Consider the following 15,746-nt stretch of genomic DNA (forward strand, 5'->3'; position numbering starts at 1 on the left):
GAACCTATCCCTTACGCCAACGAGCAGACGGCAAAAGGGATAACCTGGCATGAATTTTTCGTTCACTGTGGCAGCGGCACTTGTGCTGAACTCTTCCATAGCAATGGCAAGTGACGCTTCGACTGAAGTATCAGCCGAAAAGGCCTTTGCGACGGCTGTTGCCGAATATGACATTCCGGGGCTGATCGTCGGGGTGACGCAGAATGGCCAGCACAGCTTTTATGCGACCGGGCTGGCATCGCGGGAAGAGCAGCGTCCGGTGACGCCGGACACGCTGTTTGAACTTGGCTCGATCAGCAAGATATTCAACGTGACCCTTGCCGCATTGGCCGAAGAGCACGGGCAACTGTCGCTGAGCGATTCAGTATCGCAGCATCTGGGCGTGCTGGAGGGCACCGCGTTTGGCGGGCTGACCCTGATGGATCTGGCGACGCATAATTCCGGCGGCCTGCCGCTGCAGGTGCCGGATGACGCCAAAACCACAGACGACCTGATTGCGTGGCTGGCGGATTGGCAGCCGGCCCAGCCGGGCGCGCGCAGCTACTCGAACATCAGCATCGGTCTGCTGGGTCACGTCACGGCACAGGCGATGAACCAATCCTTTGCAGCCGCGGTGCAGGCCCGATTGCTGCCCCTGTTGGGCATGACAAATACCTGGATCGACGTTCCGGCGACTGCCACGCCAGATTACGCCTTTGGCTATGATCGCGACACGAACGCCCCGATCCGCGTCAATCCCGGCGTGCTGGCGGATGAGGCTTATGGTATCAAATCCAGCGCCCGTGACATGCTGCGGCTGCTGGATGCCCAGATGGATCAAAGCGGTCTACCCGACGATCTGGCAGCGGCCATCGTCCAAACACAGCGCCCGCAACGCCGGACCGACAGTTTCGAACAGGCCATGATCTGGGAACGCTACCCGCTGCCGATCGATTTGCAGCAGATGATCAAAGGCAACAGCACCGATTTCATCCTGAATGCACAGCCCGCCAGCGCGGTTGACCCCGCGTCGGGGAAGAATGGCGATGTCATTCTTAGCAAGACCGGCGCGACCAACGGCTTTGGCGCCTATGTCGCGGTGATCCCGTCACGTCAGCTTGGAATCGTCGTTCTGGCAAATCGCAATTTCCCGAACGAGGCACGCGTCACCGCCACCTATCACCTGATCGAACAGCTGCTTCTGCCTTGAAGATCGGCATGGGTGGCGTTGCCGCGGCGTCGCAGGGACAGGTCGTCTCGCGGCATCCGTGCAGGCGTATTCGCACCCCTCGCCTGCCTGCTGCCCAGAGCGGTTTTTTACCCCCGTGTCCCGCAAGGCTTTCGGCCGCCTCAGGCGCTTTTGGCAGCGGTCGTCAGCAACCGATCCAGCGATTGCAGAAAATAGGACCGATCCGCCTTGCCAAATGCCTTGCCGCCGCCCTGATGGAACGGGTCGGCGGCACGGATATCCTGCATCAGGTCGCGGGTCGCCAGCCGGGGGCCGATATTTGCCAGCGTCAGCACTTCGCCGTCATGCTGGATCACCGCCGCCCCCGCCTTCAGGCAGCGGTCGGCCAGCGGCAGGTCGCTGGTCACCACCACATCGCCCGGACCGCATTGCTCGGCGATCCACTTGTCGGCCTCATCCGGCCCTTCGGCCACGATCTTCAGCGTCACCAGCGGATTGGCGGGCATACGCAGGCCACCATTGCACACCAGCACCATCGGAACGCGCAGCCGGGTGGCGACGCGTTCTGCCTCGGCCTTGACCGGACAGGCATCGGCATCGATGTAAAGCGTCGTCACCGGTCAGTCGCGCAGCAGATCGTTGATCGAGGTTTTGGACCGCGTCTGCGCGTCCACCCGCTTCACGATCACCGCGCAATACAGGTTCACCCCGTTTTTCGACGGCAGCGAACCGGACACGACAACCGAACCGGCGGGCACTTCGCCATACATGACCTCGCCCGTTTCACGATCCACGATCTTGGTGGACTGGCCGATATAGACGCCCATGCCCAGAACCGCGCCTTCGCGGACGATACAGCCCTCGACGACCTCGGAACGCGCACCGATGAAGCAATTGTCTTCGATGATCGTCGGGCCTGCCTGCAACGGTTCCAACACGCCGCCAATGCCGACACCGCCCGACAGGTGAACATTTTTGCCGATCTGCGCACAGGAACCAACCGTCACCCAGGTATCGACCATCGTGCCCTCATCCACAAAGGCGCCAAGGTTCACGAAAGACGGCATCAGGATCGCGCCCTTGCCGATAAAGGCCGAACGACGCACGATTGACCCCGGCACCGCGCGGAAACCGGCAGCACGCCACTGATTGTCGCCCCAGCCTTCGAATTTGCTGGGCACCTTGTCCCACCAGTTCGCGCCCTGCGGACCGCCCGACATCTGCTCCATATCATTCAGGCGGAACGACAGCAGCACCGCTTTCTTGGCCCACTGGTTCACATGCCAGTCATTCCCACGCTTTTCTGCCACCCGCAGCGCGCCGGTATCCAGCCGGTTCAGCGTCTCTTCAACGGCCTCGCGCATCTCGCCCTGCGTGGCGGGGGTGATGTCGGCACGGTTGTCCCATGCGATCTCGATGGCGTGTTCCAAAGCTTGGGTCATGATGGCCCTCTCCCTGATGTATCGCGTTCCGGTGGAAATTGTCTTCACAGGGCTATAAGCGGGGAACAAAGCCCGCGCAATCCGCGCAGGCCACCTGATGAGGGTTGAATGAACGAGAAAGACGAACGCGATCGCGCCCATCCCTTCCCGCATAGCGAAGAGGACCTGGTTCGCGCCGACCGAATTGCCGATACGCCCCAGACCCGCGCCCCGGCCTATCGTCTGGCCTTTGCCGATCAGGATTTCCTGCTCCGCGAGGAATTGCGCCCGATCCGGCTGCAACTGGAACTGCTGAAGCCGCAATTGGTTCTGGACGAACGCGGCATCGAATCCACCGTGGTCATGTTCGGCGGCGCACGCATCCCGGCCCCCGAACAGGCCGATGTCGCGCGGACCAAGACGCTGGCAGAACTGTCGAAATATTTCGAACAGGCGCGGCGCTTTGCCTATATGATGACCGAACGCAGCCTGAAAACCTATGGCCGAGAGTTTGTCATCTGCACCGGCGGCGGGCCGGGCGTGATGGAGGCCGGAAACCTTGGTGCGCATGAAGCCGGCGGCCAATCCATCGGCCTGAACATCGTTCTGCCCCATGAACAGGCACCGAACGAATATGTGACGCCAGATTTATCCTTCAATTTCCACTATTTCGCCATTCGCAAGATGCATTTCCTGATGCGGGCCCGCGCCGTCACCGTCTTTCCCGGCGGCTTTGGCACGCTGGACGAATTGTTCGAGACGCTGACCCTGATCCAGACCCACCGGATGAAGCCCATTCCCGTCCTGCTGTTCGGCCAGGAATTCTGGGACAAGATCATCGACTGGAAAGCACTGGCCGATGCAGGCACCATCAGCGACGTTGACCTGAGCCTGTTCCAATATGTCGAAACCGCCGAAGAGGCGGTCGAAATCATCGACAACTGGCGCGATACGGGCACGTAAAACCGATTGCGCGACGTCGCTATCCGGTGTCGCGCAATATCTGGCTTGCATCACTCCTCTTTTGGTTCCTGCATCAGCGTATCTGCATAGCGCCGCATCAGGCGAACCAGATCGTCGATATCAGCGACATCCCAATCGGCAAAAGCCGCACGTGCAATCCTTTCACGGGCAGCATCAATGCGGTCGATCATCTTCCTGCCGCTATCCGTGATCACCGCTTCGCGAACACGGCGATCCTTTCCGCCCGCGCGACGCTGAATCAGGCCCAGACTTTCCAGCCTGGCGACCTGCCGGCTGACCGTCGTGTAGTCACGCCCGACACGATCCGCCAGCTCCACCACCCCGATCGGCCCCGATCTACCGATCAGCACCAGCAGCGGAAACAATGCCCGATCAAGCGTGATCCCCGCAGCCTTGACCATAAATTCATCCCGCTGCGGACGGGCCATGACCGCTGCAATATCAAGCACTGCGGCATGCAGATTTCTGAACTGATCAGATATATGTGTATCATGCACGTTATTCATTGACGAATCCAGCCTCGCTATTTATGTGCATTATACACATAAAAGCTTTGCCTTTCAAAAGGACAGTTCAGATGAAAGCAGCAATCGTCACAAAAACGGGCGAAACCCCTGCATTTTCTGATTTCCAAGACCCGATACCGCAGGCCGGCGAACAACTGGTCCATGTGCGCGCGGCGGCAATCAGCCAGCTTGCACGCGCCCGCGCATCGGGCACGCATTACAGCTTTGAAGGTATTTACCCGTTCATCGCGGGTGTTGATGGCGTCGGGCAGTTGCAGGACGGTCGGCGCGTCTATTTCGCCTTTCCCAAGGCCCCTTATGGCGCGATGGCCCAACAGGTCGCCATGTCACCCGAAAAATTGGCCCCGGTGCCCGACGATCTGGACGACATCACCGCCGCAGCCATCGTCAATCCGGGCATGTCATCATGGATGGCGCTGCGTGAACGCGCCGCTTTTCAACCCGGCGAAACCGTTCTGATCAACGGTGCCACCGGCAGCGCCGGTCAATTGGCGGTGCAGATCACGCGTCATATGGGCGCAAAGCGCATCATCGCCACCGGACGCAACCCGCAGGCTTTGTCCAGGCTGAAAACCCTGGGGGCAGATCATGTGATTTCGCTGACGGATGACGATGTGCCTGCCCAATTCGCCGAGGTTTTCGAAGCGGGCATCGATATTGTCCTGGATTACCTGTGGGGATCATCTGCAGAACAGATCCTGAATGCCGCCGCGCAGACCAGCCACCCGGCTGATCCGACGCGCTTTGTCCAGATCGGCTCTGTCAGCAACGGCTCCATCGCCTTGCCCGCCGCCGCAATCCGTTCCTCTGCGATCACCTTGATGGGCAGCGGCATCGGCAGTGTCGCGCCCGATCGGATGGTGGCCTCGATCAAAGAGTTGTTGGCAAGCGCGGGATCGGCGGGATTTCAGATCGCCACGACAACTGCGCCGCTATCTGATATCGCAACCGCCTGGCAGGCAAATACCGGCACAGACCGAATGGTCATCACCGTCGACGGATGACCCCATCCGGCGCGTTTATTGACAACCGGACGTCGGGGCACATTCGACATCGCGAAACTGCGCCAGAAGGGCGATTATTTCCTGGGTATCGCCCTTCGGTGCAGCAGCTGAACACAAATAATCCCGATGCGGCAGCAATTCGTCGCGGAATGACGCGTCCCAGCCATCGCTGACGGCCAGCATCTGCTCGGCGGAATACAGCAGGTGATCGACGAAGGCTATATAGGCGCCCTCCTGTTCCGACGCCATCAGCGCGCAGGCATCCTGCGGCGCCGCAAAAGCGGGCAAACCCGTCGCCAGCGCCAGATGAGAGCGATAGGCCTCGCGGGCCGATTGCTCGCGTTGAACACGGTCGGCCCCGTCAAGTTGCAACTTGACCCCGATCAGGGCCGCGACCGCCACAAGCACTGTCGCAGCCGCCGATGCCGTCTGAATCGCCGTCGCGTGCCGGGAAAGCCAGCTCATACCGCGGGCATTTGCTGCGTTGCGCAGTGGATACCGCCGCCCATTTCGCCCAAAGGATCGACATTCAGGGTGACGACCTCTCGTCCCGGATAATGGCGGCGCAGGGCATCGACCGCGATGGCATCGGTTTCCCGATCACCGAATTGCGCGGCGATGACACCGCCATTGCAAACATAGTAATTTGCATAGGACGCCACGAAATCCAGCGCCTTTACCCGCCGCCGGATGGGTTCGGGGATCACATCCACATCCATCCCCGCCTCGACCAGACGGTCATGCGTGTCCAGCGCGGCAACATGATAGGAATCGTTCATGTCCGGCTCGTCCGGCAGGTTGATCAGAACGCGCCCCGGCCCGGTAAACCGCGCCAGACTGTCGATATGATAATCGGTGATATCCTCACCCCAGACACCTTCGGACCAGATCATGCGGTCCGCACCATAGGCTTGCAGCAATCGCCGCTCGATCTGATCGCGGGTCAGGCCGGGGTTGCGGTTATCGTTCACCCAGCTGCTTTCATGCGCCATCAGCAGGCCATGGCCGTCTTGCTCAACGCCGCCCGCCTCTCCAATGACGCCGGTCGGCAGAACTTGCATGCCCAGACGTTCCGCCACGCGCCGCGCGATCTGGCCGTCACGCCGGTGAACCTGCTTGTTGCCCCAACCGTTGAACTGAACCTGACTGATCGCCATTTCGCCCGCCCCGTTCACGACAAACAACGGACCGGCATCGCGGCACCACAGATCCTCGGTCGGGACGTCCCACAATTCAACCGAACGCGACAGCTTGCGACGCGCGCCCGGATGATCGTCCGCCGCCGCCAGCATCACGACCGGCTCGAACTCGGAAATCGCATTGGCAATATCGGCGATGACCTGCTGCGTCATCCCCAGATATTCCCGGTCCGGATGGACCGTGCGATTGACCGGCCATTGCATGAAGGTGCGCTGGTGCCGTGCCTCCTCGGCCGGAACAAAGAACCGCTTGGGTTCCTGTGCCGAAGCACGACCCAACAGCCCCGAGGATCCCAAGGCCACCCCTGCCTGAATCAATCGCCGCCTGTTCATCAATACACCCACTAAAAAACATCATTCATCAAACCACTACAGATAACCAGGTTATCGGAACAGATAAAAAAACGGCGGCCCGAAAGCCGCCATCATCCGCCAAAGACCTGTGACCTTAACCCGCCGCTTCCGCTGCGATCTGTGCCTTGGATTTCCGCCCTCGCTCGGTCGCGGATTTCAACTGACCGCAGGCTGCCATGATATCCTCGCCACGCGGGGTGCGGATTGGACTGGCGTAACCGGCCTTGTAAACGATGTCGGCAAAGGCGTGGATGCGGTTATTGCTGGACCGCTTGTAGGGCGCGCCGGGCCATTCGTTGAACGGAATAAGGTTGATCTTGGCGGGAATGCCGCGAATCAACTCGACCAGACGATGCGCGTCGGCATCACTGTCGTTCACGCCCGCCAGCATCACGTATTCAAAGGTGATCCGTTCGCTATTCGACAGACGCGGATAGTCTCGCAATGCGTCAAGCAATGTCTGGATATTCCAGCGCTTGTTGATCGGCACCAGAACATTACGCACCTCGTCGGTGGTCGCGTGGAAGCTGACGGCAAGCTGGCAGCCGATTTCTTCGGCGGTCCGGGCAATCTCGGGCACGACGCCGCTGGTGGACAGGGTAATCCGCCGCCGCGACAGCGACAGCCCTTCATTGTCCATGCAGACTTTCATTGCGTCACGCACGGCATCGAAATTATAGAGCGGCTCACCCATGCCCATCAGCACGATATTGCTGACCAGCCGGGCTTCGTCCTTGGGCGCGCCCTGCACCGGCCATTCGCCCAGATCGTCACGCGCCAACAACAACTGGCCCACGATCTCACCTGCTGTCAGGTTGCGAACCAGCTTTTGCGTGCCGGTGTGACAGAAGGAACAGGTCAGCGTGCAGCCCACCTGAGAGCTGACGCACAGCGTGCCGCGCCCCTCTTCAGGGATATAGACCGTTTCAACCTCATGCCCGCCCGCAATCCGGACCAGATACTTGCGGGTGCCATCTTCGCTGATCTGACGAGTCACGATCTCGGGCAAGGAAATTTCGAAGTTCTCGGCCAGCAGGGCACGGTAATCCTTGGCCAGATTGGTCATCCCGGCAAAATCGCGCACGCCCCAGTGATAGATCCACTGCCAGACCTGCCCGACGCGCATCTTGGCCTGCTTTTCCGGCGTGCCCGCAGCGATCAGGACGTCACGCAATTCATCCCGCGTCAGGCCAACGATATTCGTCCGGCCTGTTTCGGGCAATTTGCGTGGGATGGTCAGAACATCCTGCGTGATAGGGGCAGACATAGGGATACCGAGACTTGCTGAAAGACCCGCACATAATCGAAACGGGGCCAGAAATCAACCGCCCCGCATTTCTTCTTTGGACAAATACCCTGGGGGAGTCCCGGAGGGACGGGGGCAAAGCCCCCTGCCCCTTTTACTGACAGCGCTGACGCGCGGTATTGGTGGCTGCGGTAATCCCCGACAGGCTGAATGTATCCTTGGTGGTCGTGCCGCGTGCCGAACGACCGCTGACGACCGCTGACGAACCGGACCGCAACGAGGCGATCAGCTTTTCATCCTCGGACGGGCTGCCGGTCCAAGCGCTTTCACCCTCGGTGAACAGGTTGAACTTGTTTCCACCGATATCAACCTCGACGGTCGAATCGGGTGCGAAGGGATAACCGCCGGCAAACGAGACTTCACCGCTTTGACCAGGGCGATAGGCGACATACAGGCGAATATCGCCGCGGGTCACCTCCACTTCCTTGCCATCCTTGGTGTTCTGCGTCGCTTTCGGCGGTGACACAGCCCAGCATTCCTGCGGGCTGGTTGCCGCAAAAACGGTCCAGTCACCTTCGGTTGCAACCACATTCGTGGATTCCTGCGCAGACGCAGCGCCCAGTCCGCCAATCAAGGCAAGGGCGGCGGTCATGCCGCGCAGCGTATTGATGTTCATGCTCTGGCCTCCTGCCAAATGATTTTCGCCGTTTCACCGGGTGTTCTTCCCGATTGCTGTGGTCTTTTCAACCATCTGTCTTCAGGATAGCCAAAATGCCGATGCGAAAAAAAGACCGCAAGGCATAAAATCGCGCAATTGTCAGGGGAAAATGGATGCGTTCGGCGGAATTGATCGAGTTGTGGCGCGGCGGGCAACTGGAAAGCCTGCATCGGGGGCATGTTGTCATCTGCGACAAAAGTGGCGTTGTCGAGGCTTGGGGCAAACCGTCCCAGATCATTTTCCCCCGATCCTCGTGCAAGATGATGCAGGCCCTCCCCCTGATTGAAAGCGGTGCGGCGGATGCCGTGGGCCTGACCGAGCGGCAACTGGCCCTTTCCTGCGCCAGCCATAACGGCGCGCGGCTGCATGTCGATGCGGTTGAAAGCTGGCTGAAAGATCTTGGCATGGGTGAAAGCGATCTACGCTGTGGCAGCCATATGCCGGGCGACAAGGACGAAAACCGCCGGCTGACCTGTTCGGACGAATCTCCGTGTCAGTATCACAACAACTGTTCGGGCAAGCATGCGGGCTTTCTGACGCTGAACCGCCACCTGAACGGCGGCAGCGAATATGATGAGGTCGATCACCCGGTCCAGCAAGCCGTCAAACAGGCGTTCGAGGAAGTCACCGGCGAAACCAGCCCCGGCTATGGCATCGACGGCTGTTCGGCCCCGAACTGGTCCTGTTCGCTGGAAGGGCTTGGCCGCGCTATGGCAGCATTCGCCAATCCCGGCAGCGACCGCCGCGGACAGGCCATGCGCCGCCTGACGGATGCGATGCGAAAATATCCTGAAATGGTGGCCGGGGAAGGTCGTGCCTGCACCATTTTGATGCGCGCGATGAACCATAACGTCGCCGTCAAGACCGGGGCCGAGGCTGTTTTCGTGGGCATCCTGCCCGAACAGGGTCTGGGAATCGCCCTGAAAATCCGCGACGGTGCCACCCGCGCCAGCGAAGCAGCAATCACCGCATTGCTGGTTCATATGGGCGTGCTGGAGGAAAGCCATCCCGCCGTCGGTCAATTCCTGACCGATCCGCAAAAGAACTGGCGCGGCAAGATCACTGGCGAAATGCGCACCTCGGCCGGGTTTCCGGCCTGATCCGTCACGAAATTGACGTGCATATATGGTTGGGTGTCGGGGCAGGCTCTGCTTCCCCCAACCCTGCATCAATCAAGACGGCCCCGGCTTGGCAGAGCGGGGGCCGGTTCTTTTTCAGCCCAGCATTTGCCAGATCAGCCGCAGCGCCAAAGCGGTGGACGTTATCACCAGCAGCGGCTTGATCAGCCGCGCACCAATCCGGGCGGCCAGACGCGCGCCCAGCATCGCACCGGCGATCTGCGCGACACCCATGGCAAGGCCAATGGTCCAAAGCGGCTTGGCCACAATCGCAAAGGCCAGCAGTCCGCCCAGATTTGACGCGAAGTTCAACAGCTTGGTGTGCGCCGTCGCCTTTAGCACGCCATAGCCTGCCAGGGCGACAAAACCGATCATGTAGAATGACCCGGCCCCCGGCCCCAACAGGCCGTCATAGAAACCGACCAGCGGCACCAGTGTCGCCGCAAAGACGGCGGTGGATACACGCTGCACCCGGTCCATGTCGTTCAACCCCGGTTTCAGCGCGAAGAACAACGCGATACCGATCAGAATGACCGGCAGGATCAACCGCAGCCCGTCTGTCGGCAGATAGCTGACCAGAACCGCCCCGCTCGCCCCCGCAACGCCGGCGATCACCGCGGATCGCCATTGCGACCGGATATTGACCAGACCGCGTCGGGAATAGCTGATCGCGGCAGTCGCGGCCCCGAATATCCCCTGCACCTTGTTCGTGGCCAGGGCTTGAACCGGCGGGATCCCGACCAGCATCAGCGCAGGCACTGTAATCAGCCCGCCTCCGCCCGCGATGGCGTCAACGAAGCCGGCCAGAAAACCGGCGATGATCAGGATCAGGATAAGATCAAAGGTCAGCTCGAACATGAATTGGCAATGCGCGGTTCGGGTGGCCTTGTAAAGACGGGCTTTTCATTGATCCATGTTATGGGACGGCCGAGTTGGGGATGGCCGAGTTGGGGATGGGCGGGCAGGCCGGGGGCTTCACGCCCCCGGACCCCCGTGGGATATTTATGGACCAATGCAGGTGATGAGGATTCGGGATGATTGAGAAACTGCAGCATCGGGTGGTGCAGGCACCCATGGCCGGGACGTCCACGCCTGCACTGGCCGTTGCCGTTTGCGAGGCTGGGGGGATGGGGTTTGTCGCCGCGGGGGCGATTGACGCGACTGCAACCCGCACGGCGATCGAGCAGGTTCGGACGGGAACCAGTCGGCCCTTTGGAGTAAACCTGTTCTGTCACCAGCCTGCGCGACGCGATGCGGCGGTGGAAGAGGCATGGCTGAATAAATTACGGCCCGAGTTTGCGGCCTTTGGCGCCGAGCCGCCGTCCGGATTGCGCGAGATCTATCAATCGTTCCGCGTGAATGACGACATGTTGCGGATGTTGATCGAGGTGAGGCCCGCCATTGTCAGTTTCCATTTCGGGCTGGCAACCCATCAGCAGATAGCCGCGCTGAAAGGGGCGGGATGCGAGCTATGGGCCACGGCGACATCCGCGGAGGAAGGACAGCGGATCAAGGCGGCGGGGCTGGATCGCATTGTTGCCCAAGGATGGCAGGCAGGTGGCCATCGCGGGACATTCGAGCCGTCGGAACCGGATATGGCGCTTGGGACGTTGGATCTGGTTCGAGCCTTGCAACCATCAGGGTTGCCCGTGATTGCGGCAGGGGCGATCATGGACCGGCGCGATGCACAGGCGGCGATGGATGCCGGGGCAGTGGCCGTGCAATGCGGAACGGCATTCCTGCTGTCGCCCGAGGCGGCGACCCCGCCCGCCCATCGCAGTGCCATGTCGGGCGGGCGGACGCAGATGACGCGCGCAATCTCGGGTCGGTATGCGCGCTGTCTGGAAAACAGGTTCACCGCGATCGACGATACCGACGCGCCGGATTACCCGGTGACCTATGATGCGGGAAAGGCGCTGCACGCTGCGGCGAGTGCCAAGGGCGAGATGGGCTATGGCGCGTTCTGGGCGGGGACGGAAGCCGCGCGGGCAGTCTCACGCCCGGCGGCTGAGACCGTGGCGGCGATCAGCCCGTGACAAAATCGCTGGCCTTGTAGCCCTGCAGATACAGCAGCGCAGTCAGATCGCCGTGGTTGATGCGGATCTGCACTTGCGCCGCAACCGAAGGCTTGGCGTGCAAGGCCACACCCGACCCTGCCAGTTGCAGCATCCCCAGATCGTTCGCACCGTCCCCCACGGCAATCACATCGCCGGGCGTCAGACCAAGGCGCGCGGTCACATCCAGCAGTGCCTCGACCTTGGCTTCACGGCCCAGAATGGGCATCGCGACCTCACCCGTCAGCAGGCCATTCTCGGACAGAAGGACGTTGGCGCGGTTTTCGTCAAAACCCAGCATTTGCGAAACCGGGCCCGTAAAGACGGTGAAGCCGCCCGAGACCAGCATCGCGTGACCACCATTCGCCTGCATCGTGGCGATCACCTCGCGACCGCCGGGGGTGAGGGTGATGCGGGTCGCCAGAACCTTGGTTACAACCGATGCGTCCAGACCCTTCAGCAGGGCAACCCGTTCGATCAGGGCCTGGTTGAAATCCAGCTCGCCATTCATCGCGCGGGCCGTAATGGCCGCGACATGCGCGCCCACGCCCGCGACATCGGCCAGTTCGTCGATGCATTCCTGCTGGATCATGGTTGAGTCCATATCGGCCAGAAGGACCGCCTTGCGGCGCCCGTTGGCAGGCTGGATTACCAGATCGAAGCCCTGCGTCTGCAGTTTTTCCCAAGCCTGCCAGAAGTCGACGGGTTCAGCAGAGACGTCGAATTCGGCCGCGATCCCATCGTTGAGCCACAGGGTTGGGCCGCCGCCCCATTGATCGCGCAATCCGTCAATCAGCGCCGCCGTCAGGTCGGCACGTGTCGGGGCAGCAAGAAATGTGACGGTGAACATGGCGACCTCGGCGGGTTTGGGTTGGAGTGCCATAGCGCGAAGCGGGCCTAGCTTCCAGATCGGTCAGAAGTTTTGCAGGGATCGGGATCTGCCGAAAAATCGCTTGCAGGAATCTGCGGTCCAATATATCGCCGACAGCGGGACACGCCGCCCCAACGCGGCGCTATCTAGCTGGAAGGCTATAAAGATGAGCAACACTGCTCCGGCTGCGCGCCCGGTCAATCCGCGCTTCTCCTCTGGCCCATGTGCCAAATTCCCCGAATATGATCTGAACCTGCTGGCGGATGCTCCGCTTGGTCGTTCGCATCGTGCCGCCGTCGGCAAGACGAAGCTGGCCGAGGCGATCGAGCTGACCCGTGAGGTTCTGGGCGTTCCCGCCGATTACCGCATTGGCATCGTTCCGGCCTCCGATACCGGCGCTGTCGAGATGGCGATGTGGACCATGCTGGGCGCCCGTCCCGTCGAAATGCTGGCATGGGAAAGCTTTGGTGAAGGCTGGGTGACGGATGCCGTCAAGCAGTTGAAGCTGGATGCAACTGTCCGCAAAGCCGATTACGGCCAGATTGTTGATCTGGCCAAGGTTGATTTCAACAAGGACGTGGTCTTCACATGGAACGGCACCACCAGCGGCGTGCGCGTGCCGAATGGCGATGCGATTCCGGCGGATCGTGAAGGCCTGACCATTTGCGACGCCACCAGTGCGGCATTTGCCATGGAGCTGCCTTGGGACAAGCTGGATGTGGTGACCTTTAGCTGGCAGAAAGTGCTGGGCGGGGAAGCTGCCCACGGCATGCTGATCCTGTCGCCCCGCGCAGTCGAGCGTCTGGAAACCTATACCCCGGATCGTCCGTTGCCCAAGATTTTCCGCCTGACCAAGGGCGGCAAATTGATCGAAGGTATCTTCAAGGGTGAAACGATCAACACCCCGTCGATGCTGGCGGTCGAGGATTATCTGGTTGCGTTGAAATGGGCGCAGTCGATTGGTGGTCTGGCGGGGTTGATTGCGCGCTGCGACGCCAATGCGGCAGCGGTTCGCGATTTCATCGCGGATAAGGACTGGATCGCCGATCTGGCCGAAGATGTCGCGACCGCGTCCAACACCTCGGTCTGTCTGAAGTTCACCGATCCGGCAATCAAGGACGGCGCAGCTTTTGCCAAGGCTGTCGCCAAGCGGCTGGAAAAAGAGGGCGTGGCGCTGGACGCTGGCGCCTATCGCGATGCTCCGCCCGGTCTGCGGATCTGGTGCGGCGCGACGATTGAGGCATCCGATGTTGCAGCGCTGATGCCATGGGTCGAATATGCCTATCGCGAAGAACTGGCCGCGCAAGGCTGAGCTTTGAAGCTGGGGGACTTTGCGTCCCCCAGACCCCCGCAGGATATTTTCACACAGAAGATGGATATCGCGTCTGAGAGGCTGGGCCCGGACGCTTGCTATGAAGGATAAATGACATGCCAAAGGTTCTCGTATCTGACAAACTGTCGGAAACCGCTGTTCAGATCTTTCGTGATCGCGGTGTCGATGTGGATTACCTGCCCGATCTGGGCAAGGACAAGGAAAAGCTGGCCGAAGTCATCGGGCAATATGACGGACTTGCCATCCGTTCGGCCACCAAGGTCACGGACAAGCTGCTGGAGTCGGCAGCCAATCTGAAAGTGATCGGGCGTGCGGGTATTGGGGTCGATAACGTCGATATTCCGGCAGCGTCGAAAAAGGGTGTGATCGTGATGAACACGCCTTTCGGAAACTCGATCACCACGGCCGAGCACGCGATTGCGATGATGTTTGCGGTTGCGCGGCAATTGCCCGAGGCCAGCGTCTCGACCCATGCCGGAAAGTGGGAAAAGTCCCGCTTCATGGGGGTTGAGCTGTTCAACAAGACGCTGGGCGTGATTGGCGCAGGCAATATCGGCTCGATCGTGATCGACCGTGCGCTTGGGCTGCATATGAAGGTTCTGGCCTATGACCCCTTCCTGTCGGAAGAGCGGGCCAAGGAAATCGGCGTCACCAAGGTTGAGCTGAATGAGCTATTGGGCAAGGCCGATTTCATCACTTTCCACGTGCCGCTGACCGACAAGACCCGCAACATCCTGTCACGCGAAGCCATTGCCAATCTGAAGCCCGGCGTGCGGATCATCAACTGCGCCCGTGGCGGGTTGGTCGATGAGGACGCATTGGCCGATGCGCTGAAGGATGGTCGTGTGGCCGGTGCGGCCTTTGACGTGTTCGCGGTTGAGCCTGCGACCGAAAGCCCGTTGTTCAACCTGCCGAACGTGGTTGTGACGCCGCATCTGGGTGCGTCGACCAACGAAGCGCAGGAAAACGTGGCCCTGCAAGTGGCCGAACAGATGGCCGACTATCTGCTGACGGGGGCCGTGCAGAATGCGTTGAACATGCCGTCGGTCACGGCCGAGGAAGCCGCGGTCATGGGACCGTGGATCAAGCTGGCCAGTCATCTGGGCGCTTTCGTGGGTCAAGCGACGGACGAGCCGATCAAGGCCATCAACATCCTCTATGATGGTGTGGTGTCGGAGATGAACGTGAATGCGCTGAACGCCTCGGTCATTGCCGGGGTGATGAAGGCCACCAACCCTGACGTGAACATGGTCTCGGCGCCGGTGATCGCGAAGGATCGCGGTGTCCAGCTGTCGACCACGACACAGGACAAGGCAGGTGTCTTTGAGGGATATATCAAGCTGACCGTCGTCACCGAAAAGCGTGAGCGGTCGATTGCCGGCACCGTCTTCAGCGATGGCAAGCCCCGCTTTATCCAGATCCGTGGCATCAATATCGACGCCGAGGTCGGTGAACATATGCTGTATACCCGCAACAAGGATGTTCCAGGTGTCATCGGCGCCCTTGGAACGACCCTTGGTGATCTGGGCGTCAACATCGCGAACTTCACGTTGGGACGTGCGGCGGCGGGTGATGACGCCATCGCGATCTTGTATCTGGACGATGCGATCAGCGATGAGGCCCTGGCCGCGCTGCAAAATACCGGCAAGTTCCTTCAGGCGCGTCGTCTGCAGTTTGAAATGTAAGACTGCCGCCGCATGCCTGTTGCGGGCATGCGGCATATTCGCGCCGGTGAAATGAGGACCACTG

The 15,746-nt window shown here is 60.7% G+C and carries 16 protein-coding genes; 7 read left to right on the forward strand and 9 right to left on the reverse strand.

Going from position 1 to position 15,746, the window contains the following annotated elements; genetic code table 11:
• Positions 1-103 precede the first annotated feature (103 nt).
• Positions 104-1,189 (forward strand): class C beta-lactamase, encoded by a 1,086-nt coding sequence (ampC, locus tag H4P12_RS05195; RefSeq protein WP_246448963.1) that lies wholly within the window; start codon positions 104-106, stop codon positions 1,187-1,189.
• Positions 1,190-1,329: 140 nt separating this feature from the next.
• On the opposite strand, the gene H4P12_RS05200 is transcribed toward ampC, so the two are convergent.
• Together H4P12_RS05200 and dapD are read right to left on the reverse strand one after the other, a co-directional pair.
• The gene (locus H4P12_RS05200) at positions 1,330-1,785 is read right to left on the reverse strand and encodes a YaiI/YqxD family protein (RefSeq protein ID WP_187792566.1); all 456 of its coding nucleotides are present in this window, start codon (positions 1,783-1,785) and stop codon (positions 1,330-1,332) included.
• Positions 1,786-1,788: 3 nt separating this feature from the next.
• Positions 1,789-2,613, reverse strand: coding sequence for a 2,3,4,5-tetrahydropyridine-2,6-dicarboxylate N-succinyltransferase (gene dapD, locus H4P12_RS05205; RefSeq protein WP_187793309.1), 825 nt, complete (start codon positions 2,611-2,613; stop codon positions 1,789-1,791).
• 105 nt (positions 2,614-2,718) lie between these two features.
• Between dapD and H4P12_RS05210 the strand changes: the two genes are divergently transcribed.
• Complete coding sequence (locus H4P12_RS05210) at positions 2,719-3,552, forward strand: LOG family protein (protein ID WP_187792567.1); 834 nt, start codon at positions 2,719-2,721, stop codon at positions 3,550-3,552.
• A gap of 50 nt (positions 3,553-3,602) precedes the next feature.
• Here H4P12_RS05210 and H4P12_RS05215 read toward each other — a convergent pair whose 3' ends face one another.
• Positions 3,603-4,079, reverse strand: coding sequence for a MarR family winged helix-turn-helix transcriptional regulator (locus tag H4P12_RS05215; RefSeq protein WP_187792568.1), 477 nt, complete (start codon positions 4,077-4,079; stop codon positions 3,603-3,605).
• Positions 4,080-4,150: 71 nt separating this feature from the next.
• Between H4P12_RS05215 and H4P12_RS05220 the strand changes: the two genes are divergently transcribed.
• The gene (locus H4P12_RS05220; protein WP_187792569.1) at positions 4,151-5,104 is read left to right on the forward strand and encodes a quinone oxidoreductase family protein; all 954 of its coding nucleotides are present in this window, start codon (positions 4,151-4,153) and stop codon (positions 5,102-5,104) included.
• Positions 5,105-5,119: 15 nt separating this feature from the next.
• On the opposite strand, the gene H4P12_RS05225 is transcribed toward H4P12_RS05220, so the two are convergent.
• From H4P12_RS05225 to H4P12_RS05240, 4 genes are all read right to left on the reverse strand, one after another.
• On the reverse strand, positions 5,120-5,569 hold the full coding sequence (locus tag H4P12_RS05225) for a hypothetical protein (RefSeq protein WP_187792570.1): 450 nt from the start codon (positions 5,567-5,569) through the stop codon (positions 5,120-5,122).
• A complete protein-coding gene (locus tag H4P12_RS05230; RefSeq protein ID WP_187792571.1) occupies positions 5,566-6,636 on the reverse strand; it encodes an agmatine deiminase family protein in 1,071 nt (356 codons plus the stop codon). The genes H4P12_RS05225 and H4P12_RS05230 overlap by 4 nt, the downstream gene beginning before the upstream one ends.
• Before the next feature lie 115 nt (positions 6,637-6,751).
• Complete coding sequence (rlmN, locus tag H4P12_RS05235) at positions 6,752-7,924, reverse strand: dual-specificity RNA methyltransferase RlmN (protein WP_223115720.1); 1,173 nt, start codon at positions 7,922-7,924, stop codon at positions 6,752-6,754.
• 133 nt (positions 7,925-8,057) lie between these two features.
• Positions 8,058-8,579, reverse strand: coding sequence for an invasion associated locus B family protein (locus H4P12_RS05240; RefSeq protein ID WP_187792572.1), 522 nt, complete (start codon positions 8,577-8,579; stop codon positions 8,058-8,060).
• Positions 8,580-8,734: 155 nt separating this feature from the next.
• Here H4P12_RS05240 and H4P12_RS05245 point away from each other — a divergent pair, with 155 nt between their 5' ends.
• The gene (locus tag H4P12_RS05245; RefSeq protein ID WP_187792573.1) at positions 8,735-9,721 is read left to right on the forward strand and encodes an asparaginase; all 987 of its coding nucleotides are present in this window, start codon (positions 8,735-8,737) and stop codon (positions 9,719-9,721) included.
• Between the two features lie 114 nt (positions 9,722-9,835).
• Here the strand turns inward: H4P12_RS05245 and H4P12_RS05250 are convergent, their stop codons facing one another.
• On the reverse strand, positions 9,836-10,597 hold the full coding sequence (locus H4P12_RS05250; protein ID WP_187792574.1) for a TSUP family transporter: 762 nt from the start codon (positions 10,595-10,597) through the stop codon (positions 9,836-9,838).
• Between the two features lie 176 nt (positions 10,598-10,773).
• On the opposite strand from H4P12_RS05250, the gene H4P12_RS05255 reads away from it, so the two are divergent.
• Entirely contained in the window at positions 10,774-11,775 is a 1,002-nt protein-coding gene (locus H4P12_RS05255) for an NAD(P)H-dependent flavin oxidoreductase (protein ID WP_187792575.1), read from the forward strand.
• Here H4P12_RS05255 and serB read toward each other — a convergent pair.
• Complete coding sequence (gene serB / locus H4P12_RS05260; protein WP_187793311.1) at positions 11,765-12,643, reverse strand: phosphoserine phosphatase SerB; 879 nt, start codon at positions 12,641-12,643, stop codon at positions 11,765-11,767. The two genes, H4P12_RS05255 and serB, sit on opposite strands and share 11 nt — an antisense overlap.
• A gap of 187 nt (positions 12,644-12,830) precedes the next feature.
• Here serB and H4P12_RS05265 point away from each other — a divergent pair, with 187 nt between their 5' ends.
• The gene (locus H4P12_RS05265; protein ID WP_187792576.1) at positions 12,831-13,976 is read left to right on the forward strand and encodes a phosphoserine transaminase; all 1,146 of its coding nucleotides are present in this window, start codon (positions 12,831-12,833) and stop codon (positions 13,974-13,976) included.
• Between the two features lie 116 nt (positions 13,977-14,092).
• On the forward strand, positions 14,093-15,682 hold the full coding sequence (gene serA, locus H4P12_RS05270) for a phosphoglycerate dehydrogenase (RefSeq protein WP_187792577.1): 1,590 nt from the start codon (positions 14,093-14,095) through the stop codon (positions 15,680-15,682).
• Positions 15,683-15,746: the final 64 nt, after the last annotated feature.

It is taken from the genome of Paracoccus amoyensis (genome assembly GCF_014490725.1).
Classification (GTDB): Bacteria; Pseudomonadota; Alphaproteobacteria; order Rhodobacterales; family Rhodobacteraceae; genus Paracoccus; species Paracoccus amoyensis.

What these genes read in the sequence shown, in the direction of transcription:
- ampC (WP_246448963.1), top strand. Translation starts at nt 104, where the DNA reads ATGGCAAGTGACGCTTCGACTGAAGTATCAGCCGAAAAGGCCTTTGCG.
- H4P12_RS05210 (WP_187792567.1), top strand. Translation starts at nt 2,719, where the DNA reads ATGAACGAGAAAGACGAACGCGATCGCGCCCATCCCTTCCCGCATAGC.
- H4P12_RS05215 (WP_187792568.1), bottom strand. Translation starts at nt 4,079, where the DNA reads ATGAATAACGTGCATGATACACATATATCTGATCAGTTCAGAAATCTG.
- H4P12_RS05220 (WP_187792569.1), top strand. Translation starts at nt 4,151, where the DNA reads ATGAAAGCAGCAATCGTCACAAAAACGGGCGAAACCCCTGCATTTTCT.
- H4P12_RS05225 (WP_187792570.1), bottom strand. Translation starts at nt 5,569, where the DNA reads ATGAGCTGGCTTTCCCGGCACGCGACGGCGATTCAGACGGCATCGGCG.
- H4P12_RS05230 (WP_187792571.1), bottom strand. Translation starts at nt 6,636, where the DNA reads ATGAACAGGCGGCGATTGATTCAGGCAGGGGTGGCCTTGGGATCCTCG.
- rlmN (WP_223115720.1), bottom strand. Translation starts at nt 7,924, where the DNA reads ATGTCTGCCCCTATCACGCAGGATGTTCTGACCATCCCACGCAAATTG.
- H4P12_RS05240 (WP_187792572.1), bottom strand. Translation starts at nt 8,579, where the DNA reads ATGAACATCAATACGCTGCGCGGCATGACCGCCGCCCTTGCCTTGATT.
- H4P12_RS05245 (WP_187792573.1), top strand. Translation starts at nt 8,735, where the DNA reads ATGCGTTCGGCGGAATTGATCGAGTTGTGGCGCGGCGGGCAACTGGAA.
- H4P12_RS05250 (WP_187792574.1), bottom strand. Translation starts at nt 10,597, where the DNA reads ATGTTCGAGCTGACCTTTGATCTTATCCTGATCCTGATCATCGCCGGT.
- H4P12_RS05255 (WP_187792575.1), top strand. Translation starts at nt 10,774, where the DNA reads ATGATTGAGAAACTGCAGCATCGGGTGGTGCAGGCACCCATGGCCGGG.
- serB (WP_187793311.1), bottom strand. Translation starts at nt 12,643, where the DNA reads ATGTTCACCGTCACATTTCTTGCTGCCCCGACACGTGCCGACCTGACG.
- H4P12_RS05265 (WP_187792576.1), top strand. Translation starts at nt 12,831, where the DNA reads ATGAGCAACACTGCTCCGGCTGCGCGCCCGGTCAATCCGCGCTTCTCC.
- serA (WP_187792577.1), top strand. Translation starts at nt 14,093, where the DNA reads ATGCCAAAGGTTCTCGTATCTGACAAACTGTCGGAAACCGCTGTTCAG.